The 24023-nt window shown below is 54.2% G+C and carries 20 protein-coding genes and 2 tRNA genes; all 22 read left to right on the forward strand.

The window, feature by feature from the left end; translation table 11 throughout:
* Positions 1-235 precede the first annotated feature (235 nt).
* The 22 genes from HMPREF1556_RS06875 (at position 236) to HMPREF1556_RS06980 (ending at position 24017) form a co-directional block, all read left to right on the forward strand.
* The gene (locus HMPREF1556_RS06875; RefSeq protein ID WP_021667682.1) at positions 236-829 is read left to right on the forward strand and encodes a Crp/Fnr family transcriptional regulator; all 594 of its coding nucleotides are present in this window, start codon (positions 236-238) and stop codon (positions 827-829) included.
* Between the two features lie 70 nt (positions 830-899).
* The gene (locus HMPREF1556_RS06880) at positions 900-1757 is read left to right on the forward strand and encodes an alpha/beta fold hydrolase (RefSeq protein WP_021667683.1); all 858 of its coding nucleotides are present in this window, start codon (positions 900-902) and stop codon (positions 1755-1757) included.
* A 27-nt stretch (positions 1758-1784) separates the two neighbouring features.
* The gene (locus tag HMPREF1556_RS06885; RefSeq protein WP_021667684.1) at positions 1785-2789 is read left to right on the forward strand and encodes an NADP-dependent oxidoreductase; all 1005 of its coding nucleotides are present in this window, start codon (positions 1785-1787) and stop codon (positions 2787-2789) included.
* A gap of 455 nt (positions 2790-3244) precedes the next feature.
* Entirely contained in the window at positions 3245-3586 is a 342-nt protein-coding gene (locus HMPREF1556_RS06890; protein ID WP_021667685.1) for a hypothetical protein, read from the forward strand.
* Positions 3587-3629: 43 nt separating this feature from the next.
* Positions 3630-3986, forward strand: coding sequence for a cell division protein ZapA (locus HMPREF1556_RS06895; RefSeq protein ID WP_021667686.1), 357 nt, complete (start codon positions 3630-3632; stop codon positions 3984-3986).
* Between the two features lie 49 nt (positions 3987-4035).
* Positions 4036-5619: a ribonuclease Y gene (rny, locus tag HMPREF1556_RS06900; RefSeq protein ID WP_021667687.1), complete on the forward strand. Its 1584-nt coding sequence runs from the start codon at positions 4036-4038 to the stop codon at positions 5617-5619.
* A 138-nt stretch (positions 5620-5757) separates the two neighbouring features.
* Entirely contained in the window at positions 5758-6603 is an 846-nt protein-coding gene (locus HMPREF1556_RS06905) for a DNA adenine methylase (RefSeq protein WP_021667688.1), read from the forward strand.
* The gene (locus HMPREF1556_RS06910; RefSeq protein ID WP_021667689.1) at positions 6596-7882 is read left to right on the forward strand and encodes a hypothetical protein; all 1287 of its coding nucleotides are present in this window, start codon (positions 6596-6598) and stop codon (positions 7880-7882) included. The genes HMPREF1556_RS06905 and HMPREF1556_RS06910 overlap by 8 nt, the downstream gene beginning before the upstream one ends.
* A gap of 68 nt (positions 7883-7950) precedes the next feature.
* Entirely contained in the window at positions 7951-9396 is a 1446-nt protein-coding gene (gene sufB / locus HMPREF1556_RS06915; RefSeq protein ID WP_021667690.1) for a Fe-S cluster assembly protein SufB, read from the forward strand.
* Positions 9397-9452: 56 nt separating this feature from the next.
* The gene (gene sufC / locus HMPREF1556_RS06920; protein WP_021667691.1) at positions 9453-10205 is read left to right on the forward strand and encodes a Fe-S cluster assembly ATPase SufC; all 753 of its coding nucleotides are present in this window, start codon (positions 9453-9455) and stop codon (positions 10203-10205) included.
* Between the two features lie 6 nt (positions 10206-10211).
* On the forward strand, positions 10212-11429 hold the full coding sequence (gene sufD, locus HMPREF1556_RS06925) for a Fe-S cluster assembly protein SufD (RefSeq protein WP_021667692.1): 1218 nt from the start codon (positions 10212-10214) through the stop codon (positions 11427-11429).
* A 182-nt stretch (positions 11430-11611) separates the two neighbouring features.
* Positions 11612-12862 (forward strand): U32 family peptidase, encoded by a 1251-nt coding sequence (locus HMPREF1556_RS06930; protein ID WP_021667693.1) that lies wholly within the window; start codon positions 11612-11614, stop codon positions 12860-12862.
* Positions 12863-13194: 332 nt separating this feature from the next.
* A tRNA-Glu gene (locus tag HMPREF1556_RS06935) sits at positions 13195-13266 on the forward strand.
* 27 nt (positions 13267-13293) lie between these two features.
* Positions 13294-13548, forward strand: a complete 255-nt coding sequence (gene rpsT / locus HMPREF1556_RS06940) for a 30S ribosomal protein S20 (protein WP_021667695.1) — start codon at positions 13294-13296, stop codon at positions 13546-13548.
* A 59-nt stretch (positions 13549-13607) separates the two neighbouring features.
* Positions 13608-13682, forward strand: a tRNA-Glu gene (locus HMPREF1556_RS06945).
* Between the two features lie 90 nt (positions 13683-13772).
* Positions 13773-14951, forward strand: coding sequence for an ABC transporter substrate-binding protein (locus HMPREF1556_RS06950; protein WP_021667696.1), 1179 nt, complete (start codon positions 13773-13775; stop codon positions 14949-14951).
* Between the two features lie 434 nt (positions 14952-15385).
* A complete protein-coding gene (locus HMPREF1556_RS06955; protein ID WP_021667697.1) occupies positions 15386-16195 on the forward strand; it encodes a glycogen/starch synthase in 810 nt (269 codons plus the stop codon).
* Complete coding sequence (locus HMPREF1556_RS06960; RefSeq protein ID WP_021667698.1) at positions 16192-17616, forward strand: DUF4270 family protein; 1425 nt, start codon at positions 16192-16194, stop codon at positions 17614-17616. The genes HMPREF1556_RS06955 and HMPREF1556_RS06960 overlap by 4 nt, the downstream gene beginning before the upstream one ends.
* A 113-nt stretch (positions 17617-17729) precedes the next feature.
* Positions 17730-18992: an MFS transporter gene (locus HMPREF1556_RS06965; RefSeq protein ID WP_021667699.1), complete on the forward strand. Its 1263-nt coding sequence runs from the start codon at positions 17730-17732 to the stop codon at positions 18990-18992.
* Between the two features lie 46 nt (positions 18993-19038).
* A complete protein-coding gene (locus HMPREF1556_RS06970; RefSeq protein WP_021667700.1) occupies positions 19039-20181 on the forward strand; it encodes a glycosyltransferase family 1 protein in 1143 nt (380 codons plus the stop codon).
* 814 nt (positions 20182-20995) lie between these two features.
* On the forward strand, positions 20996-23455 hold the full coding sequence (locus HMPREF1556_RS06975; protein WP_198141865.1) for a P-loop NTPase fold protein: 2460 nt from the start codon (positions 20996-20998) through the stop codon (positions 23453-23455).
* A gap of 106 nt (positions 23456-23561) precedes the next feature.
* A complete protein-coding gene (locus tag HMPREF1556_RS06980; protein WP_021667702.1) occupies positions 23562-24017 on the forward strand; it encodes an NfeD family protein in 456 nt (151 codons plus the stop codon).
* The last annotated feature ends 6 nt before the right edge of the window (positions 24018-24023 follow it).

Below are 24023 nucleotides of genomic sequence, written 5' to 3' on the forward strand. Positions count from 1 at the left end.
GTCGGTCGACCGACCTACCGTGGATCGTTTTTTGTACCCCTTCGGAGGACCTCCTCCGAAGGGGTGGGAGTAGTCCCCTATTTATAGTGGGGCTTCGTGGGCTTCTTCATCCCAGCCCCTCCTGAACACCCCTGACTAGAGAAGAAGCGTACCTTTGCCTTACAAATCATCCCAGCTCAGGTAGGCTATAGTCCTGGAGCGCGAACCTAGCTGGGGTATCACCATAAATATAGAGATGAAGGATGTAGAGGTATTTGCCTACTGTAGAGAGCGTCTGCAGGCGCTTTGTCCTGGGCTCACGTCGGAGCTCGTCGAAGAGCTCTCTTTGGGGTGGCGTATCCTGAGGCTGGACAAGCGAGAGCATCTGGCCGAGGCGGGGCGTATCCACGACGAAGCCTTCTTGATCATCGAGGGGTTAGTGCGGGCCTACTATCCCGATGTGGAGGGAGATGTGACGGTGAACTTCATCGCCGAGGGGGAGTTCGCTACGCACTACACCTCGCTGGAGGCTCCCCGACCTTCGCACTTCGCCTTCCAGACGCTAGAGCCTACGGTGGCCGTCGCCTTCTCCTACGAGTATGTCTACCAGCTAAGCCTACGAAGGTGGGAGATGGAGCGACTCCTGCGTGTCCTGCTGGAGCATGAGTACACGAGACTCCTAGAGCATACCGAGTGCCTACTGATGCGTAGTGGGGAGGAGCGCTACCGACTCTTCGTCCAAACCTTTGGGGCGCTGATGCCCCGTATCTCTGTCTCTGACCTCTCCAGCTATCTGGGGGTAAGCAGGCAGAACCTCACCCTCATCCGTAAGCGCCTCCTCGGCGAATGACAAATAATTGTCAGGTGGATCTGCTTGGGACTCATGAACTTTGCATCCGAAATCAAACACGAAGAATAAGATGCAAGTCAGTTATACTCAAGCCAAGATCCAGACCCTCTCTGTCGAGGGCATGCGTACAGCCTATCGCCGTATAGGCACTAGTGAAGGGACACCCATCCTCTTCCTCAATCATCTCGCTGCTAGTATGGACGGAGCAGACCCGATGCTCCTAGATGCTCTAGCCGAGCACTTCCCTGTGATCGCCTTCGACTATCAGGGGATCGGTTGCTCGGGTGGCGAAGCTCCCCTGTCGGTCGAGCAGATGGCTCGTGAGACGATCACCTTTGTGCGAGGCTTGGGTCACACACGTGTGCACCTCTTAGGACTCTCGCTGGGAGGCTTCGTAGCTCAGGCGATGCTACGACTCGCTCCCGAGCTCATCTCGAGCGTGATCCTCGCTGGTACTGGCCCCGCTGGTGACGCTGGTATCGCCCGAGTCCCCCGTATCACCTACTATGATATGCTCCGTGGTGCTCTGACGGGACGTGACGCACGCTACTACCTTTTCTTCCCACAGACGAAGGAGGCACGCCTCCGAGGAGAGGCCTTCATCGCCCGCACTAAGGGCTTCGTCGACCCAGACCAGCCTACGAAGGTGAAGACCCTACGTAGACAGCTCCGTGCCGTCGTAGGTTGGGCTAAGTCCGCCCCTCAAGATCTCTCCGAAGTCTCCCAGCGAGTTTGGGTCGTCAATGGGGATCATGACCGCATGGTATCTACCTCGGGAAGCTACGATATGGCTCGTCGTCTCCCTCATGCTACCCTGACGATCTATGAGGGGGCAGGTCATGGGGCGATCTTCCAGGAGCCCGATCGCTTTATCCAGCAGGCCACAGCCTTCTACAGAGCCAATGACAGCCAGCAAGCCAGCAAGTAGAACAAACAGAATAAACAAAATAGAGTAATGAAGGCCTTCCAGATATTCAAGCACAACAAGACTAATCTCCACGTACAGCAGGTGGAGATCCCCCGCCCTAAGCTCCAGCCTCATGAGCTGCTCATCGAGGTCAAAGCCTCTGGCGTCAATCCGCTCGACAATATGATCACCCGTGGCGATGTGCGCATGATCACGCCGTACAGCTTCCCCCAGACGCTGGGCAATGAGTGCTCGGGAGTCGTGGTGGAGGTGGGTAGTGCCGTCCAGGACTTTATCGTGGAGGATAAGGTCTTCTCTCGCCTACCTACCGACCAGATCGGTGCCTTCGCAGACTACGTCGCTGTACCCGCCGAGGCTGTGGCAAAGATGCCCGAAGGCCTGACCTTCACCGAGGCAGCGAGCATCCCGCTGACAGCGCTCACCGCTTCCCAAGCCTTAGAGCTGATGGGGGCTAAGGCAGGGGAGACGATCTTCATCTCCGGCGGGTCTGGAGGTCTAGGAGCTATGGCTATCCCCTTGGCGAAGTCCCGTGGACTCACGGTCTATACCAACGGCAATAGCGCTGCTCGTGACCGTGTCGTAGCTCTGGGGGCTGACCGCTACCTCGACTACAAGACCGAGGACTATCTGGAGCATCTGCCTCAGGTGGACTACGTCCTCGACAGCCTCGGTGGTGCCGAACTCTCCCGCCAGATGAAGCTCCTGAAGCCTGGGGGGCATATCGTCTCCCTCAGAGGTATTCCCGATGGGAAGTTCGCCCGTCGCTTTGGCCTACCTCTGTGGAAGCAGTGGCTCCTCAGCCTCGTAGGACGCAAGCTGAATAAGGAGGCTCGGAAGTATCAGGCGCACTATGACTTCCTCTTCGTGCGGAGCAATGGTCGCCAGCTCTCTGAGATCGCCCGACTCATCGAGGAGCGAGGGATACGCCCTTCGGTCGACCGTGTCTTCCCCTTCGCTGAGACCAATGAAGCTCTGGATCTTGTGGCACGAGGGGGCGCCTCGGGCAAGGTCGTCATCAGCCACGAAGACTAGCACCAGCTCCGAGAGGAGATACGCTCCATATCGCTACTTGTGACAGCCTCGAGTCCATCCGTGGACTCGGGGCTTGCTGTTTCCCCTTCGCCTCGATGCTGTGGGGAGGGGAGTGCTAAGATTTTGCCTAAGGAAGTTTGCTCCTTTGATAGCCGAAAATGGGGGTAAAAAAGGGTGGGGGTCTCTACCCATAGAAAGGGTACCCTCTGAGATACCCCAAAAGGGATGTACGGTAGGTCGTCGAAAAAACCTACTGTAGGTCGCCTTGCGACCTACCGTGGGTCGGTCGACCGACCTACCGTGGATCGTTTTTGTACCCCTTCGGAGGACCACCTCCGAAGGGAGGAGAGTGGTCTCCTCCCAGAGAGGGAGGAGATAATCCTGCTCGTTTAGACGCTTTTAGCCCTCCTCCCAGTAAAAAAACGTACCTTTGCGCACAAAGGAATGACGACGCTATGACCCAAGCAGAAGACGCAGAGCTCCAGCGCCTAGAAGTCAATATCCAACGCCTCGTTGGGATTGTCGCAGAGCAGAACGAGAAGATCGCTCAGCTCAAGGAGCTCCTCCTGCAGCGGGACGAAGCCCTTCGTGCGATGCAGGAAGAGCTTCAGTCAGTGCGACGACACGAAGCTACCGTAGCCCTTGCCTCAGCCCTCACCGCTCCTCGTGCCGAGGACGGTCGCCGACAGGAGGCTCGGAAGCTCCTCGATGGGATCATCAGTCAGTTGGATCGCTGTATCAGCCAGCTCGCTACTGAGCCGGAGACGATACACGAGTCTGAGTCCGAGATCAAGTAAGAGACCGCATAGCTAGGGACTCTATGAGCCCTGCTCCCGATATATGGAACCCGATACCAGCCTAGAGGCTCAGCAGCGCATCACGCTCGCTGTCGAGCACGCCCGCCTCTCGCTCCGTGTGCCTCGCTCCGACGAGCGCCTGTACCGAGAGGCTGGGGAAGAGCTTGCCGATACGCTGCGTATCTACCGCCGGAAGTATCCCAATCGCTCCGAGGTGCCTACCGAAGGCTATCTGGCGATGGCTGCTATCGATATCGCTACCCGCTACAAGCAGGTGCACGCCTCTCTCGAGGCGCACACCCGAGAGTTGACGCCCAAGCTCCAGGAGCTTAACGGCCAACTCGAGCAACTGATCCGCCAGGCTCGCGAGCTCATTGACGCTCCCCTCGCTTCGCCCTGATCGCCACAGCGTCCCCTTCCTCCAGCACTACTTTTATTATCGACAAGGAATGGGAACAATCACCATCATCATCATGTGCATCGCTGCGCTCCTGCTCGGCGCTGCTCTCTCGTGGCTTCTGACAGAACGTGTACTCGGTCAGAAGACCCGATCAATATTAGCCGAAGCGCAGCGCGAAGCCGAGGTCCTCAAGCAGAAGAAGCTTCTCGAGGTAAAAGAGAAGTTCCTCCAGCTCAAGGGCGACCTAGAGCAACAGGTAGCTCAGCGCAATAATAAACTCAAGCAAATAGAAGGGCGCCTCAAAGCTCGTGAACAGGAGCTCTCCCAGCGTCAGACCGACGTGGAGAAGCGCAACCAAGAGATCGACGTCCTCAAGGAGAAGCTCGCCCTGCAGAGCGAAGGCATTGAGCTCAAGAAGGAAGAGTATGAGGTGAAGAAGGCCGAATTCGAGGAGAAGAAGGCTGAGCTGGAACTGCTCCGTCAGAGCGAACAGAAGCGTCTCGAGGCTCTCGGCGAACTGTCGGCCGACGAAGCTCGTGAGCGCCTCATCGAGAGCCTTCGTGCCGAGGCTAAGGACCAGGCGCAGGGCTATATCAATGAGATCGTCGAGGAGGCGAAGATGACCGCCAACAAGGAGGCCAAGAAGATCGTCATCCAGTCGATCCAGCGTGTCGCCACTGAGACGGCGATCGAAAACTCCGTCACCGTCTTCCACATCGAGAGTGATGAGATCAAGGGCCGTATCATCGGTCGTGAGGGGCGTAATATCCGCGCTCTGGAGGCTGCTACTGGCATCGAGATCATCGTCGATGATACGCCCGAGGCCATCGTCCTCTCTAGCTTCGACCCCGTGCGCCGTGAGGTAGCACGTCTAGCCCTTCACCAGCTCGTGCAGGATGGTCGTATCCACCCCGCCCGCATCGAAGAAGTCGTGTCTAAGGTGCGTAAGCAGATAGAGGAAGAGATCATCGAGACGGGGAAGCGTACCGTCATCGACCTAGGGATCCATGGCATGCACCCCGAGCTCATTCGCCTCATCGGTAAGATGAAGTATCGCTCCTCCTACGGGCAGAACCTCCTACAGCACTCCCGTGAGACAGCCAACCTCTGTGCCGTCATGGCCAGCGAACTAGGCCTTAATCCCAAGCATGCTAAGCGTGCAGGTCTTCTCCATGATATAGGTAAGGTGCCCGACGACGAGCCCGAGCTCCCACACGCCCTCCTTGGGATGAAGCTCTGTGAGAAGTACAAGGAGAAAGCCAATATCTGCAATGCCGTCGGTGCTCACCACGACGAGATCGAGATGGAGAGCCTCATTGCTCCTATTGTCCAGGTCTGTGATGCTATCAGTGGCGCTCGTCCCGGTGCTCGCCGTGAGATCGTAGAGGCCTACATCAAGCGCCTCAATGATCTGGAGCAGCTCGCTCTCTCATACCCAGGCGTCGTGAAGACTTACGCCATCCAAGCGGGTCGTGAGCTACGTGTCATCGTCGGGGCAGAGAACACCGATGACAACAGTATCTCTACCCTTTCGGCCGAGATCGCTAAGCGTATCCAGGACGAGATGACCTACCCCGGACAGGTCAAGATCACCGTCATCCGCGAGACTCGTAGCGTCAGCTACGCCAAGTAGCGGTAGCCAAGTATTGTGGAATCTGTGCTGGCTATGCAGTTTCTCAGTTAGTAGACTGTAGGAGTGTCGCTTTTATCCTCAACTGGCAAGATGATAAGGGGGGGTGTCCCGAACTTAAGAATCTAGAAGAATCAACTCATGGCAAAGAAGAATCCTTTTGTAAGTCCGATTCTAAAGTGGGTAGGTGGAAAAAGGCAATTGATTGGCGAAATATCGCAATTGCTCCCACGGGATCTTGGTAGACGGTTGTATTGTGAGCCGTTTGTTGGGGGAGGGGCCGTCTTGTTCCATCTTCAACCCAAGAAGGCTATTATCAGCGACCTGAATGCAGAGCTCATTAATGTCTATGAAGTGGTAAGGGATCACCCTGATGAGTTGATCGAGTCTCTTGCTAGGCACGTGAATACACCAGAGCACTTCTATCAGGTGCGATCTCTGGATCGCGATCCCCTTTTTGAGCATGTGAGCGATATAGAGCGAGCTTCTCGTATCATCTATCTCAACAAGACTTGTTATAATGGTCTCTTTAGGGTGAATAGAGCTGGTGAATTCAATAGTCCTTTCGGCTACTATAAGCAACCGAATATTGTAAATGAGGCGGGCGTTTATGCTTTAAGTAGATACTTTCGAGAGAACGATATTGAGATTCTGGCTTCTGACTATGAGTCCCTTTTGTCGCGAGAGCTCCCGGAGAAAACTTTTGTATATCTAGACCCTCCATATCATCCGCTCTCAGAGACCTCCAGTTTTACTGGATATGTGCAGGGAGGATGGAATGCAGAGTCTCAGAGGCGCCTAAAGGATGTTTGTGACAGCTTAACAGAGAGAGGTATTCACTTCATGCAGTCCAATTCCTCTGCTGAGTTCATCAAGGATTTATATCAGGATTATATAATCACTTCTGTGCAGGCAACTCGTTCGGTTAACTCTGTTGGCTCGAGTCGAGGTGCCGTGGAGGAGCTAATTATCCGTAATTATGAGTAGGAGAGATCTGAATGGAGAGGCATGGGAAGTGCTTTTCCGGAGGTATGCTATTTTGGATTGTGTTCGGCAGGGTAGATTGTTTGAAATTTCAGCAGAGCAGATCAAGGTTCTTCGGGAACCTCGCCTAATGACTAAGTTTGACGATTCGGAGCGACTGCCAAGTATATTCAAAGATAATGGCCTTGGCATTTTGCCAAACACCAGAGGTACTTACCTCATTGGATCGATAAAGCTATTCCATAAATTTGAGGTGCCATCTACATCCCCTATTCGGCATATAACTCCGGTATTACCTCTAGAAAGCATAGACTACACTCAAATTATGAGTGAGGCTCTTGCTCTCAATAGTGCTTATAGTAGTGGTATGCTATCCAGCTTTCTTGAAGAGGAGTACCTATATCCAACGATAAGCGGTCGTATGAGCTCTTTCTCCTTCTCTTTCGAGGTAGAGGGGGAAAGGAAGAGGCATCCCATCAGTGTAAATAATGCACAGATCGAAATCGATGGTGGGTATGAGGGAGAGAGTAGCATTACCCTCATTGAGGCCAAGAATCATCTTGCAAATGACTTCCTTGTGCGTCAGTTGTATTATCCATTTAGACGATGGGAAGCAGTGATGCGTAAGCCTGTACGCTCTGTCTTCTTAACTTACTCCAATGGTATCTATCATTTCCGGGAGTATGCCTTTAGGGATACGAATTGCTACAACTCAATAGAGCTACTGAAAGAAGCTCGATACGTCATCGGAACAGATTCGCCTCAGCTTACTCTGCAGAGTATACGGGGCATTATAGAAGAGCTTGAGATTAGCGATGAGGATTATCACCCCGAAGGGATTATTCCCCAAGCAGATGATTTTGGACGGGTTATTAATATTCTGGAAGAATTGATGCGAGGCCAGGAGCTTGAGGCTGTAGATATATCGGAGCAACAGCATTTCACGCTTCGTCAGTCTGACTACTACATGAATGCAGCAATTTTTTTGGGGTTGGTTCAAAAAGGAGATGGTCGTTATCAGTTAACAGCAGAAGGCAGACGTATAATGGGACAGGATATCCATGGGAGGAATCTAGCCCTTGCAAGAGAAATGCTTCGTCCTCGGTTCCTTAGGCTGGCTATGAAGACCTCTATTGAGCGAGGTGGGCTTATCTCAATCCCAGAGATGAGTGACATAATGAGGGAGGAGGGTATAACTTTAAGTGATAGTACTGTCGCTCGTAGAGCTCAAACTGCTAGAGCTTGGATGAAATGGTTGTTGGATAATCGTGCTGAAGATTAAAGGCGGAAACCTTCGAGGGGGATTGGTTGTTCATTCCCAAAGAAGAGATAAGTATTACTTTTTATTGCATGCAAGATAACGATCAGATCATCGACGAGGTCACCTCGAGCGATTATAAATATGGCTTCACGACGGACATCGATACCGAGATCATAGGCAAGGGGCTCAGCGAAGAGACCGTACGCCTGATCTCGGCGAAGAAGGAAGAGCCTGAGTGGCTCCTCCAGTTCCGTCTAGAGGCTTTCCGTCACTGGCAGACGCTTGAGCAACCCGACTGGGCTCTGCTGAAGATCCCCCCTATCGATTACCAAGACATCATCTACTACGCTGCTCCTAAGAAGAAGCAGGGCCCGAAGAGCCTCGATGAGGTAGATCCCGAGCTCCTGCGTACCTTCGAGAAGCTGGGTATCCCCCTAGAGGAGCAGAAGATCCTCAGTGGGATCGCTGTAGATGCTGTGATGGACTCTGTCTCCGTCAAGACGACCTTCCGTGAGACACTCGCCGAGAAGGGCATCATCTTCTGCTCATTCAGCGAAGCCGTCCGTGAGTATCCCGACCTAGTCAAGAAGTACCTAGGTGCCGTCGTACCCTATACGGATAATTACTTCGCAGCACTGAACTCCGCCGTCTTCAGCGATGGCTCCTTCGTCTACATCCCCAAGGGGACACGCTGTCCGATGGAGCTCTCTACGTACTTCCGTATCAACGCCATCAACACGGGGCAGTTTGAGCGTACGCTCATCGTCGCCGACGAAGGTGCTTACGTCTCCTACCTGGAGGGGTGTACCGCTCCCCAGCGTGACGAGAACCAGCTTCACGCCGCTATCGTCGAGATCATCGTCGAGCAGGATGCCGAGGTGAAGTATTCGACCGTGCAGAACTGGTACCCTGGTGATAAGGAGGGTAAGGGCGGTGTCTACAACTTCGTCACCAAGCGTGGTCACTGCCGTGGCGCTCGTGCTAAGCTCTCCTGGACCCAGGTAGAGACCGGCTCGGCGATCACCTGGAAGTACCCCAGCTGTGTACTCGAGGGGGATGACTCCGTGGCAGAGTTCTACTCCGTGGCGGTGACCAATCACTTCCAGCAGGCTGACACGGGGACGAAGATGATCCACCTTGGGAAGAATACCCGTAGTCGTATCGTCTCCAAGGGGATCAGCGCAGGGCAGAGCCAGAATAGCTACCGTGGCTTAGTCTATGCTGGTCCGAATGCAGAGAACGCTCGCAACCATTCGCAGTGCGATAGCCTTCTGCTCTCTGATCGCTGTGGCGCTCATACCTTCCCCTATGTCCATGTAGACAATGATACCGCCATCGTCGAGCACGAAGCTACCACGAGCAAGATCAGCGAAGATCAGATCTTCTACTGCCAGCAGCGTGGTATCGGAGTCGAGGAGGCAGTCGGCCTCATCGTCAATGGCTACGCTAAGGAAGTCATGAATAAGCTCCCGATGGAGTTCGCTGTCGAAGCGCAGAAGCTTCTCTCCATCTCTCTGGAAGGCTCCGTAGGTTAGTCCTTCTAGGCAAGCACCCAACACCATCCTTATTACTACCCATATCCTATAGATATATGCTTAAGATAGAGAACCTCCATGCATCCATTGGAGATAAAGAGATACTAAAGGGGATCAACCTCACCGTCGGCAAGGGGGAGATCCATGCCATCATGGGACCTAACGGCTCGGGGAAGAGTACCCTCTCCTCAGTCCTCGTTGGTCATCCCACCTTCGAAGTCACTGAAGGATCAGTCACCTTCGAAGGGCAGGATCTGCTCGAGCTCGAGCCAGAGGAGCGAGCTCATCTAGGACTCTTCCTCAGCTTCCAGTATCCTGTGGAGATCCCAGGGGTGAGCATGGTCAACTTCATGCGTGCAGCGCTCAACGAGCGTCGTAAGGCTACAGGCCTCGACCCACTACCTGCGGCAGAGTTCCTCAAGCTGATGAAGCAGAAGCGTGAGCTCGTCGAGCTAGATAGCAAGCTCGCTAGCCGGTCGGTCAACGAGGGCTTCTCCGGTGGTGAGAAGAAGCGCAATGAGATCTTCCAGATGGCGATGCTAGAGCCCAAGCTTGCGATCCTCGACGAGACGGATAGTGGGCTGGATATCGATGCTCTGCGTATCGTCGCTAAGGGGGTCAATGAGCTTCGTAGCCCTGAGACTTCGACCATCGTCATCACGCACTACCAGCGTCTACTGGACTACATCCGCCCCGACTACGTCCATGTCCTCTACAAGGGACGTATCGTACGTAGCGGTGGGCCTGAACTAGCCCTCGAGCTCGAGAAGCGTGGCTACGACTGGATCAAGGACGAGGTAGGAGAATAAGCGACTATGGAAGCGATCACCAAGCAGTACCTCGAGCTCTTCGCTGAGTACAGCCAAGAGCTACGAGAGCGCCCCCAGCTCCTCGGTCACTACCGTGAGGGGGCTTACGATACCTTTGCTCGCCTAGGACTCCCTCGCTTCAAGAGCGAAGATTACCAGCGTACGGACCTAGCGAAGCTCTTCGCTGGGGACTGGAAGCTTCTTCTCTCCGAAGGGTCGCCCTACTGGGCTTCGCACGCCTTCCCTCAGGGTATCTTCATCGGCTCTCTCTCCGACTTCGTACGGCTCTACCCTGAGGTAGCTAAGGAGCACTACGGGCGGATCGCCTCGGTGGAGACGGATGCTCTAGTAGCGCTCAATACCCTCTTCACCGCTGAGGGTTTCGTCGTCTATGTACCTCGGGGAGCGAAGATGCCCGGCCATATCGAGCTCCGCTCCATCCTACCCAGTCGAGCAGGACATATCTCTGTAGAGCGAGCGCTCATCATCGTCGAGGATGACGCTGAGGCTACGCTGTACTTCGAGGATTGCCCCGAAGAGGCTGGTCGAGCCATGGCGCTACGTACCCTCGAAGTCTATGTAGGGCGTCGAGCACGCTTCACCCTCATCGACCGAGAGGAGTCCAGCGCAGAGCGTATCCGTATCACTTCGACCTACGTCCGCCAGATGAAGCAGAGCGCTGTCGACCTCAGTGGCCTGACGCTTGCTAATGGCACGACACGCAATAACTTCTTCATCACCCTTGCTGAAGAGCAGGCCGACCTCAAGGTCTCTGGCTTCTCTCTGACGGCAGGCAGTGCCCATTCGGATAACTTCTCCTTTATCGAGCACGCTGTACCGCACTGCACCTCCGATGAGCTCTTCAAGTACATCCTCCGTGATGAGAGCCGAGGTGTCTTCACGGGGCGTATCCTCGTGGCACAAGACGCACAGAAGACCCAGGCCTATCAGAATAACCGCAACCTTCTCCTCTCTCCTTTGGCTCGCATGCAGTCGAAGCCCCAGCTGGAGATCTATGCCGACGATGTGAAGTGCTCCCACGGGATGACCACGGGGCAGCTCAGTGAGGAAGCCCTCTTCTACATGCGTCAGCGTGGTATCTCCCTTGAGGAAGCTCGACTGATGCTCAGCAATGCCTTTGCTGAAGATGTCCTAGCTCGTATCCCTGTCGAGGAGCTAGTCGAGACCCTTCGCTCCCGTGTAGAGGAGCGCCTGCGCCGATAGCTTCGGCCCCATCCTCCCCCTTCTCTAGAGACCAGCCCTCTGAGCGGTGTCACTACGATGCGCCAGAGGGTTGGTTTTTATCTAGGTTTACTAGCCTGTCCCCTCCCTTAGAGATCCTCCGAGAGGAGCTTATCCTAGGGTGGGAGGGCTCCCTTTCACTTGATCCATCTATTTACTCCCCTATGAATAAGAAAGACTACGAGATCATGGCTCCCGTAGGGTCGTATGAATCACTCATGGCGGCCATCAATGCGGGTGCTGACTCGATCTACTTCGGTATCGAAGGCCTCAACATGCGCTCTAAGAGTGCGAATAACTTCACGACGGAAGACCTTCATAAGATCGCATCGATCTGCCGTGACCACGACGTCAAGAGCTACCTCACCGTCAATACCATCATCTACGACGAGGACCTAGAGCTCATGCGTGAGATCATCGATGCGGCGAAGGCTGCCCAGGTGTCGGCCATCATCGCTGCCGACGTAGCTCCTATGCTCTACGCTCGTAGCATCGGGGTCGAAGTCCACCTCTCCACCCAGCTCAATATCACGAATGTCGAAGCCCTGCGCTTCTATGCGCAGTTCGCCGATGTCGTCGTGCTGGCTCGTGAGCTGAACATGGACCAAGTGGCAGCGATCCATCGGGCGATCCTCGAGGAGCCCATCGTCGGTCCTGCTGGCGAGCCTATCCGTATCGAGATGTTCGCCCACGGTGCTCTCTGCATGGCCGTCTCAGGGAAGTGCTACCTGAGCCTCCATGAGCAGGGCAAGAGCGCTAACCGAGGCTCCTGCTCGCAGATCTGTCGTCGCTCCTACGAAGTCAAGGATAAGGAGACCGGGATCGAACTGGAGATCGACAACCAGTACATCATGTCGCCCAAGGATCTCAAGACGATCCATTTCCTCAACAAGATGCTGGACGCCGGCGTGCGTGTCCTCAAGATCGAAGGCCGTGCCCGTGGTCCCGAGTATGTCGATACCGTCGTGCGTGCCTATCGTGAGGCAGTAGACACCTACTGCGCTGGGGACTTCACTTCGGCTCAGGTCGAGAAGTGGGACAATCACCTCGGGCAGGTATTCAACCGTGGCTTCTGGGACGGCTATTACCTCGGGCAGCGCCTCGGAGAATGGACGTCGAACTACGGCTCTTCGGCCACGAAGCAGAAGATCTACGTCGCCAAGACCAATAAGTACTTCTCCAAGATCGGTGTCGGGGAGTTCGCCGTCGAGAGTGGTGAGATCAAGGTTGGCGATGAGATCATCATCACGGGGCCAACTACGGGGCTCGTGCGCCTCACCGTCGAAGAGATCCGTGTGGAGATGGAGTCCGTAGAGAAGGCCGTCAAGGGTCAAGTCTGCTCCATCGCTGTGCCTGAGAAGGTGCGTCCTGGAGACCGGGTCTATCTCTTCACCGACCGCAAGGTGATGCAGTAGTCTTCGCTACCCCCATTTAGGACCCTACTGTAGGTCGTCGAGACGACCTACAGTGGGTCGCTTCGACGACCTACAGTAGGTTTTTTTGACGACCTTACCGTAGGTTTCTTTTACCCCTTCTGTGCCCTCCCTCGAGAATGCCCCCTTCCTACTCGTAGATCCTCCCCGTTTTTGGGGGGCGCAGACGACCCCCGAAGAAGCCCTCGAGAGGCAGTGCCTAGATCTAGGAAGTTGTGGATAATTTCCCTTGGGATGTTTGGTGGATCAATAATTTGTTTTACCTTTGCACTCGCAACTGAAGACCATTGTGTCGCTCGGTTGAATATTTGGGAGGCCCATTCGTCTATCGGTTAGGACGCAAGATTTTCATTCTTGAAAGGGGGGTTCGATTCCCCCATGGGCTACGATAACAACAAAAAAGAAGATACAAAATGGCAAATCATAAGTCATCCATTAAGAGAATTCGTCAGACGAATGCACGTCGCTTGCACAATCGCTACTACGCCAAGACGGCTCGTAATGCTGTGCGTCGCTTCCGTGCGCTGACGGATGCTGCAGAAGCTCGCGCAGCTCTGCCTCAGCTGAGCTCTATGCTTGACCGCCTTGCTGGGAAGAACATCATCCACAAGAACAAGGCTGCTAACCTCAAGAGCAAGCTCGCTAAGCAGATCGCTCGTCTGGGCTAACCCGCCACGACTCATCCGCTGTCGCCTCCGCCCTAGGGTGAAGGACGATAGCTCTAGGCGGCCCATTCGTCTATCGGTTAGGACGCAAGATTTTCATTCTTGAAAGAGGGGTTCGATTCCCCTATGGGCTACCACAGCAGAAGCACTGATGCACTCCTCTCACAGAGGGTAGGCGTCAGTGCTTTCTCTTTATAGTTACCCTCACCTTACCCAAGCCTTATCCCATGTCTTACTTCCGTACTCTTCTCGTCGGCCTCTCGGCGCTCTTCCTCCTTTCGCTCCCTGCCTGTCAGGGTGGGGGTAGCCAGGCTAGCCAGACCGACAGCGTCAGTCAGCAAAGCTCCGAAGACTTTGCCTACGCCGTCACCTTCACCCATGCCAAGGGCATCCGAGTGGAGAATCATCCCGACTACAAGCGTATCATCCTCATCCATCCCGACGAAGGGCACGAACTGGCCACCTACATCCTCTATCCTCGGGGGAAGGAGCGCCCTAAGCTCTCGGCCGAACCGACGGAGTATGTCCCCGTGCCCATCCAGTCACTAGCCTGTCTAGCTACCCCGCAGGTGGGAGCTCTCCCACTGCTCGACGCCGTTGACCTCCTCGTGGGAGTCGGCGATCCCGACTATGTGTCCGAGGAGCCTCTGCGCCGTCGTATCGAGGCGGGCAAGGTGGAGACGATCGCCAAGGGGATGGCTAAGGATATCGAGCGCATCGCTCTACTTCGCCCCGAAGTCCTCCTGCAGGATCTGATGGGCGAGCAGGATCAGGACAAGGAGCTCCGTGGGGCGGGGATCCACGTCCTGCAGGACAATGAATGGAAGGAGCGTACCCTGCTGGGGCGTGCCGAGTGGCTGAAGTTCATCGGTCTCCTCGTGGGGAAGAATAAGCTCGCCTCTGAGCGCTTCGCCGAGATCGAGCGGGATTATCTCGCGGCGAAGGCCTTGCTTCCCTCGGCCGAAGAGGCACTACCCACCCTCTACGGGCAGGACTATCAGGGGGCCTGGTATCTCCCTGGGGCGTACAGCTACGTGGCAGATATGCTCCAGGATGCAGGGCTACGTGCCGAGGTGACGCCCGACGTCGTGACGGGCAAGCCTGTCAGCCTGGAGTACATCTTCGCTCACCACCGAGGGGACAAGATCTGGATCGCCCAGCCTATGTCCCAGATCCGTACCCTTCAGGACTTCCTCGCACTGAACGCCCACTATAAGGACTTCGAAGCTGCCCGCTCGGGGAAGATCCTTGTTCCCAATAAGCGGGTCAGTGCCCTTGGGGGGAATGACTTCTGGCAGACGGGCGTCTACCGACCTGACCTCATCCTCAAGGACCTCATTCGTCTGACCCGTCCCGACCTGCTCCCCGACTACGAGCCCGTCTACTGGATGGAGCTCGCTCGCTAGGCGCCTTTCTGCGACCTCTCGGGGGGAGGTAAAAAAACGACCCACGGTAGGTCGCCTCTGCGACCCACGGTAGGTCGTGATGACGACCTAAGTAGGTTTTTTCGACGACCACCGTAGGTTGTTTTTGCCCCCTCCCAGAAGCCTTATTCTAAGCGGGCTGTAGCGGGGTGGGGAAGTGCGTCCTTCGGCACCCCAAAATAGATGCTGGGCGATGCCCCTTCTTCACCCACCGCTCTCCTTACCTCTTCTCCTGCGAATGAATGCAGATTCTCTCGTGTGTCTTCTTCCCTCGCTCCGTGCCGAGGAGGTGGGCGCATGGGCTTAGCTCAGAGGGAAATTCCGTATCTTTGTATAACCTCCGTCTCATACAGACGCTAGGGATCTTAGGCCTCGCTCCCATAGGAGAGGAGCCTTCATGTTTAATCGACAGACATATGAAATCAAGACGAATATTGTACATCTCACAGGAGATCTTCCCTTACCTCCCCGAGTCGGACATCTCGATGACGGCTCGCAAGCTGTCGCAGGGGATTCAAGAGCTAGGAAATGATATCCGTATCTTCATGCCCCGCTTCGGTCTGATCAATGAGCGACGCAATCAGCTGCATGAAGTCATTCGTCTCTCGGGGATCAATATGATCATCAACAACAACGATCATCCGCTGATCATCAAGGTGGCCTCCCTCCCCGCGGCACGCATGCAGGTGTACTTTATCGACAACGATGATTTCTTCAAGCGTAAGAGTCTCTTCGATGCAGACCCCAAGGCGCAGACCAACGATAACGACGAGCGATCGATCTTCTTCGTTCGTGGTGCTCTTGAGGCGATCAAGAAGCTCCGTTGGATCCCCGATATCATCCATTGCCATGGGACGTTCACGGCGCTGGGGATGCTGTACCTCAAGAAATTCTACCACGACGACCCTTGTCTGAAGAAGGCTAAGATCGTCTATTCAGTCTACGATGAGCCAGCACCGGTAGAGATCCCAGAGGGTCTCTTCGAGTGCCTGAAGTTCGACAAGTTCAAGCCCTCTGCTCTCTCCATCCTCGACGGTAAGACAGACTACGAGGCTCTGAACCGCCTAGCCATCCACTACGCCCATGGTGTCGTGCAGGGTAGCCCAGAGCTCTCACCCACACTGCGCCAGCATATCGAGGAGAGTGGTGCGCACTTCCTCCCCTACACGGCGCTAGAGGAGAGTGCAGCGGCGCACAATGAATTCTACAAAAAGATCCTCCCATGAAGCAGCTACTTCGTCCCCTCCTCTTCGCCTCCTTCGCCCTAGCCGGCACGCTGGCCTTCACCTCATGTGGCGACGACACCCTCTCACGCATCGGAGAGAGCATCCAGCCTGGACACGACAAGATCGAAGGGGAAGCTACGACCCTGGAGTTCGATGCCAAGACGATCGCTACTCCTACGCTCTATACCGACGGGACGCGCTCGCTCCTAGGGGCGCTGATCGATCATACGGGCTCGACAGTCACGGGGGAGTTCATCAAGCAGATCCGTACCGCTAGTCCCACGACCTTCGAGGAGTCGGGCAATGCACAGCTCACCATCGACTCCGTAGACTTCCGTATCTACTACGACCGAGCCGAGGGAGAGAAGACCTCCGAGATCAAGGTCAACGTCTACCAGCTCGCTGAGCCCGTCTCGGCTCGAGGCACGACGTATCAGACCCTCGGAGCTTATCGCAAGGGGGCTACCCTCTTAGGCTCTGCGACACTACAGCCCTCCAAGGGAACGCCCGTGCAGAAGGGCTCTTCCCTGAACTACCTCTCCATCCCGCTGACGCTCGACCTAGGGAAGAAGTTCTACGAAGCCTCTATCTCTCCGACGCTCAAGGATGCCTTCTCCACGCAGGCACGCTTCGATAAGGAGATCTTCCCCGGCTTCTATGTGACGCCAGCCACCGGTAAGGGCTTCCTCCTGGAGATCGCCGAGGTAGCACTCCTCATCCACTACAGCGTCCCCAAGAAGGACAAGCCTACGGAGCGTACCCGCTACGTCAAGAGCTTCGTCGACACCAAGCTTACAGCCCGCCTCAATGCCCTCAGTAGTGGCGATGTGTCGAGCCTCACAGCGAGCTCTGCCGAGTACACCTACGTCAAGGGCCCTGCTGGTGTGACTACCCAGTACATCCTCTCGGTAGATCAGCTCCAGAAGCTCCTCAAGACCACGCCCAAGCCCACGACACTCCCCGTCCCCTCGGGCTTCATCGGTCGCTCCTGGATGCTGGCAGATGCTAACTTCTCCATCCAAGTCAAGAGCCCCGAAGGGCAGCTGACCAACCTCCCCGAGTACCTGCTCCTACTGCCTGCCGATCAGGTGAAGGAATACTTCTCGGCTCAGGTACAGACGCTCCAGGCGGGTAAGTCCTATCTGTCGAAGAAGTACGAGGCGAAGAACAACGCCTATCAGTTCAACAACATCGCTCGTATCGTCACAGAGCACCTCGCTAAGTACGCTACCTATAACGAAGCGGCAGGGTGGACGATCACGACTCCCCTTACCCTGAGTATCGTACCCGTATCGGTCACGCTACAGCAGAATACCATCACGGGCATCTCCGAACTCATCCGTCCGAGCTTCGTCCGCCTCTCCAAGGCCTCGAAGGACCTCCGAATGAGCTTCGTGAGCGTACAGCTCCAGCAGAAGTAATTCCTATCCAAGGCGCCCACAGAGATTAGGCCAGCGTTCTTCCTCAGCGAAGAGTCTCCTGCTCTCTGTGGGCGTCGTCGTCTCCTTCATACCACTAGCTCTACACTACACACATGCAGACCTCCATCAAGCTACGCCTGACGGTGATGAACTTCCTCCAGTTCGCTATCTGGGGGGCTTACCTAACCTCTATGGGGCGCTATCTCGGTGCTGCAGGCTTCGGCTCCGAGATAGGTAACTTCTATGCCATGCAAGGCTTCGTGTCGCTCTTCATGCCCGCCCTCATGGGGATCGTCGCTGACCGCTGGATCCCAGCACAGCGTCTCCTAGGGCTCTGCCACATGATCGCAGGGGCACTGATGATGGGCGTCTTCCTCTACACGCAGACTGATGCGCCCTCTTATCCCACCCTCTTTGCACTCTACTCGCTGAGTGTCGCCTTCTACATGCCGACGCTGGCGCTGAGCAACTCCGTCGCCTACACTTCTCTGGAGCAGGCCGGTCTGGATCTAGTGAAGAGCTTCCCACCGATCCGTGTCTTCGGGACGGTAGGCTTCATCTGCACGATGATCACGGTGAGTCTGGTCGGTGTCGAAGCTACCAGCGGTCAGTTCGCCGTCTCGGGCATTATCGGTCTGATCTTAGCCGTCTATTCGCAGACGCTACCCAACTGCCCTACGGCGCCCAAGGGACAGAGCAAGAGTCTGGTGGAAGCCCTCGGTCTACGTGCCTTCGTTCTCTTCAAGGAGCGGAAGATGGCCCTTTTCTTCATCTTCTCGATGCTCCTCGGTGTGAGCCTGCAGATCACCAATGGCTTTGCCAATCCCTTCATCAGCACCTTCGGCGAGATACCTGCCTATGCGGATACCTTTGGGGTCAAGCATGCCAATATCCTCATCTCCCTATCCCAGCTCTCTGAGACGCTCTGTATCCTGCTTATCCCATTTGCCCTGCGTCGCTTCGGTATCCGTCGGGTGATGCTCATCGCTATGACGGCTTGGGTCCTGCGCTTTGCCCTCCTCGGTCTCGGTGACCCTGGTAGTGGTGTCTGGCTCTTCCTGCTGAGTATGATCGTCTACGGGGTCGCCTTCGACTTCTTCAATGTCTCGGGTTCGCTCTTCGTGGACAAGGAGACCGACCCCTCCATTCGCTCCAGTGCCCAAGGGCTCTTCATGATCATGACCAATGGGATTGGGGCTACACTCGGTTCGCTGGGAGCACAGGCGGTGATCAATTACTTTGTCAACTCCGAGACGGACACGACGGCGATCCTCGCTGGCTGGAGTATGAGCTGGTATGTCTTCGCCGCCTATGCTGCGGTGGTGACCGTGCTCTTCGCCCTCCTCTTCCGCTACAAGACGGAGACCGAAGCCTAACGCCCTTCCTCTTCCCCACGAATCCCCCTTCATCTCCCTCCTGTCGATGAATATCGCCTTTGATGCCAAGCGCATCACGCACAACGCTACGGGGCTCGGGAACTACAGTCGCTTCGTGCTGGACATGCTCACGGAGTACCGCCCCGAGAATCGCTACCTGCTCTTCTCTCCCTCCACGGGCAATCCAGCGCTCTACAAGTCCCTCCTCTCCCATCGCTCGGTACGGCTCATCACCCCGCATCGGGCGCTGGCCTTCGCTGGGGGGAACATCTGGCGCAACTTCTCTGTCCCTCGCCAATGTCGTACGCATCAGGTCGACCTCTTCCACGGGCTGACCAATGAGCTTCCCGTGGGGCTCTATCGGGCGCAACGTGTCGGCACGGTCGTCACCATCCATGATCTGGCGTTCATCCGCTACCCGCAGTTCTACAAGCCCATTGATCGCCTCCTCTACCGCAAGAAGTATGGGGCTTCGGCTCGCCATGCGGACCATGTGATCACGGTGAGCGATCAGACCCGTCGGGATGTCATCGATATCTTCGGCGTGGATGAAGATCGTGTGACCACTGTCTATCAGGGGTGTTCCGAAGCCTTTGCTCGTGTGACTCCCGAGGACGAACGACTCGCACGCCAAGCCCTCAACCTCCCCGAGCGCTACATCCTCTTCGTCGGTAGTATCGAGGAGCGAAAGAACTTAGCCCTCATCGTCGAAGCCCTTGCCCAACTCCAAGACAAGGACATTCATCTCGTAGCCATCGGACGCAAGACGCCCTACGTGCAGACCGTCGTCGACCGAGCTCGTCGCCTCGGGGTGCTCTCACGTGTCCATCTACTTCATGGGGTGGGAAGTCTCCTTCTGCCTGGGGTCTATGCTGGGGCGAAGGTCTTCGTCTACCCTTCACGCTTCGAAGGCTTTGGCATCCCACTGATCGAAGCGCTGAACGCAGGTATTCCCGTCATCGGCGCTACGGGCTCCTGTCTCGAGGAGGCAGGTGGACCCAGCAGTCTCTACACCGATCCCAACGATGCTACGATGCTCTCCGCTCTCATCGATCGGGTACTGATCGACATCTCCCTCCGCCGTAAGATGATCGAAGAGGGGCGCACCTATGTCGAGCGCTTCTCCCCAAAGCGCCTAGCGAAGGATCTCTCCTCGGTCTACGAGAATGTCCTCTTGACCTACGAATAGTTCGCCTCCCCTCCCTCACCAAAGGGGCGGCCCTTCCTCCCGGGAAGGTGCCGACCCTTTGTCGTTTCCGCCCTCATCCCTTCCTCCTGCCCCCGCTCTGCCTTCCCTTCCCGCACCCTCCCCACCACGCCTCAAGACCCCCCCCCATTCATAGCTCCCTCCGACGACCCATTCATGGGTCGCCTCGGTGACCCATGAATGGGTCGCACAAGCACCCCATGAATGGGTCCCTTTTGTGCCCCATGTTACCACCCCTTCGCCTCACACCTAGCCTCTCCCCTGAAATCACTAACTTTACCCCACACAATAGTATCTAGCTTAGTAAATTCCCATACTAATAGCCCCCATACCGATGACACCCGCACCTACTCCGAATAAGACCGAAAAGAAAGCTAGCCCTCTAGCTATACCCTTAGCCTATATCCAAAGGCAGTGGCATCTCTTATCTATTGTTGCTCGATGGATGTGTTTGATGCTGACAAAAGATAATCTACGGGCTTATCTTCGGAGACACTGGCGACTTTTGGCTTTGCTCATCCTTTATATCTTCTTTCGCCCCATTTTCGAGGAGAAGCTAGCTTCACTTCTACAATTTTTTGATCCTAGTTGGGGTAGTGCTATTGTCTGGCTAGGTGTTATAGTGATCCTTATAGCCCTAGTTTGTACTCATAGCCTTGGATATGAGTGGTACCTCTTTAGCCAAAAGTACTCCAAGTCATTTGTTGCGATCTTGTTTGGACTATGGACTTACTATCATTTTGGAGGAGCTAAGAACTCTAGGGTAATTGAGCCCTATATACCCTGTATCTACTATATGGATATTTTCTTAGTCGTATGTGCTTGCCTGCTAATTGTTAGAGTAAGGTCTTATCGAGAAGAGCGAGCCAGACAGCGTGCACTAAAAGTAAGAATGAGGCAAGCGACTATCAACGGAGTCAAGGAGGGCTACCAGGTGGACCAACCCATCAGGTCTGAAGATGAAGATTTATTAGGGAGGCGAGGAGAGGCTAAGTCTCTTTCTGAGAAAATATTCAAAACAGATACGTCAAAAGGTGCCTTTACTTTGGGGCTAACGGCTCCATGGGGGGCGGGGAAAACTTCCTTCATGTTAGTGATGAGGGAATATCTGACTAAGAAGCCTTCTCAGGAAGTGATTGTGATGGCCTTTAATCCTTGGATGTACCGTAAGGCTCCTAATCTGACACAAGTCTTCTTCGAGGAACTTAGTCGCACCCTTGCTCCCTACAATTCAGATCTCGCGTCGGCCTTTATCCGCTATGTTAGGAGTCTCTTGGCGCAAGAGAGTAATGCTTGGCTACAGCTTGTCGCACGTCTTTTGCCTCAGGAATCTAATGAGAAGAGTATTACTGAGCAGTATGACTCCTTAAGTCAAGAGATCTGTAGGTTAGGACGGAAGATATTCATCTTTATTGATGATGTAGATCGCCTTGATCGTGAAGAGCTAGTTGAGCTCTTCGTTCTGGTACGCAATAGCTCTTCCTTCCCATGTATGAGCTACATCCTCGCTTATGATAAGGAGTATGTAGCCTCTCAGCTCAAGGGGTGCTTTGATCAGCATACCCATCGCTATCTGGAGAAGATCGTACAGGTGGAGTATGCGCTAGCTCAAATCACACCAGAGCAACTAGAGCAGGCTCTTGAGATGATGCTAGAGAAGCTTGAGCCAGACTACCCTCATCTAAAGGCGGAAATTCAGTCCTCTGGTATTAAATTCGAATATCATCTTCCTACACTTCGTGCGGTTAGTCGGCTATATAATCTCCTCTTATCTATTCCCCGAGGGCTCAAAGAGAGAGTTTCTCATTTTGACTGGTTTATTATCGAGCTTATACGTATACAATATCCACTTCTATTTGGTTACTTGAGAGAGAATTATGTTAGTGCATTCTTTGTCAATATAAATAGTCAAGTAGTCATGCAGATTGGAGAAGAAGGAAGTGAGGATCTAGAGTTATATAATACGACTAGAGAGACAGTGGTTGACTTTGAGCAGTACCTCCACGAGAATAAAAAGGAGCTTGGGATAGACTCCCCCTATCATATACTGGAGCTTATGAAGAAACTATGGGGAAGGAGTCGAGAAAAACTAATCCCCCAGGCTAATGATTGGGGATGTATTGGGAGATACTTCTACAGAACAATGCGTGAAGGAGAATTTGATATTGCAGAATTCCGTCAGTATCTATCCCTTCCTTTAGTAGATGGTCAGCAACATCCTATGAAGAAGATTATTCCCTACCTTGATAGGATCTGTAACTCATCTTCCAAGGATAGATTTATTAAACTAATCCATGAGATAGATTTACGGCCAGAAGAGGCTCTGAATATGCTCTATATTTATTTCTATATACAATCTCGTGATGAAGTACAAAGAGTCTCTGCCTGGGAATCCAATAAATGGATTAATACTATCAGAGAACAAGAAAGGGGAAGGGAACGGAAAATACTTGAAGATCTCTTTTCCTATCCTGATATTCGGAAGGGTGTCTTTCTCTACGTCTGTGCTGTTATTGATCTTCTAGAGCAGATCCCCATCCCCTTTACCCGAGAAGAACTGGAGGGCATAAAAGAGAAGCTATTCCTAGAATATACTCAGGATGCTACCTCGATTGATCCCATTGCCTGCTATCGCTTGTGGTTACATTGCCAGACTTATCACAGAGAGAAAATTCCTGGTGGGGCTATTCGGACAATAGATCTTGAGAAGAGATCTCATGGAATGAATAAAAGAATGAAGGAGATTATAGAAAAGAATATAGAGCAACTGATTCCTTACCTTATACATAGTCCACTTGTGGAAGCTCCTAGCAATGAGCCTAAGCATTACAAACCCTACTCACCCTACCCCATTTGGACTCTTGACCAAGAAGAGATAAATACAGAGATTAGTGGCTTCGAACAGTTTATTTCTGGATTGAATGCTACCTCTTCTCCTGTCATTGAGGAGTTTCAGCGGTTCTTAAAGAAATGGCTTGGTTACATGGATGTGTTGGGTATGTATCTAGATGGTTCGGGGAAAAGAGACCTATACAAGGATTTGAGTGAGCATGACCAATACTGGGCTCAGCAATGGCAGAGGAATGGTTCAGAGTATTATAGAGGTTTGCGACAGGATAAACGCCTGTTCTTTATGATGTTGAGGTATCGGGGGGCAGACGAGTTTTGTTTTATGCCTTTTGACTTCAAGGTTATTCAGCCTAAAAATATTTGGGATGTATCGACATCAACGGAAGATTGCGCTATTGAGCTTTGAGGAAGGATGGGAATCTATCCCTTCCCTTGCATTACTTACATCAGCTAGGAATAGTAGCGGAGATTGGCTAACTTTGCTTCTACTCCTTTAGTCTAAGGTCAATACTATGTTTGAGATACTCTCACTCTTCCCCGTATGGCAGCTGTGGCTCGTCGCTGCATTGCTACTCTTTGCTCTGGAGGTCATTACCCCAGGCTTTATCTTGGCTTGCTTTGGTCTGGGAGCCTTGCTGGCTATACCGGCGGCGCTCTTGGAATGGAGCTGGCTGGTGCAGATCATCTGCTTCTGCGTCGGTAGCCTGGTAGCACTCTGGCTCCTTCAGCCACTGATGTGTCGCTGGTTCGCCTCGCATGATGCGAAGACAGGCATGGATGCCCTGATCGGTAGGCATGTCTTCGTCACGGAGACCATTCCCACCGGTGACGCCGGCGGACGTGTCGCCGTCGATGGCGACAGCTGGCGTGCCATCAGTCACTCCAGCCAAGACTTACCCGTGGGACAAGAAGTGCGCATCGTCGGCTACAAGAGCGTCATCCTTGAGGTCGAGCCCGTCCATCACTAGCATTCA

It is taken from the genome of Porphyromonas sp. oral taxon 278 str. W7784 (assembly GCF_000467855.2).
Classification (GTDB): Bacteria; Bacteroidota; Bacteroidia; order Bacteroidales; family Porphyromonadaceae; genus Porphyromonas.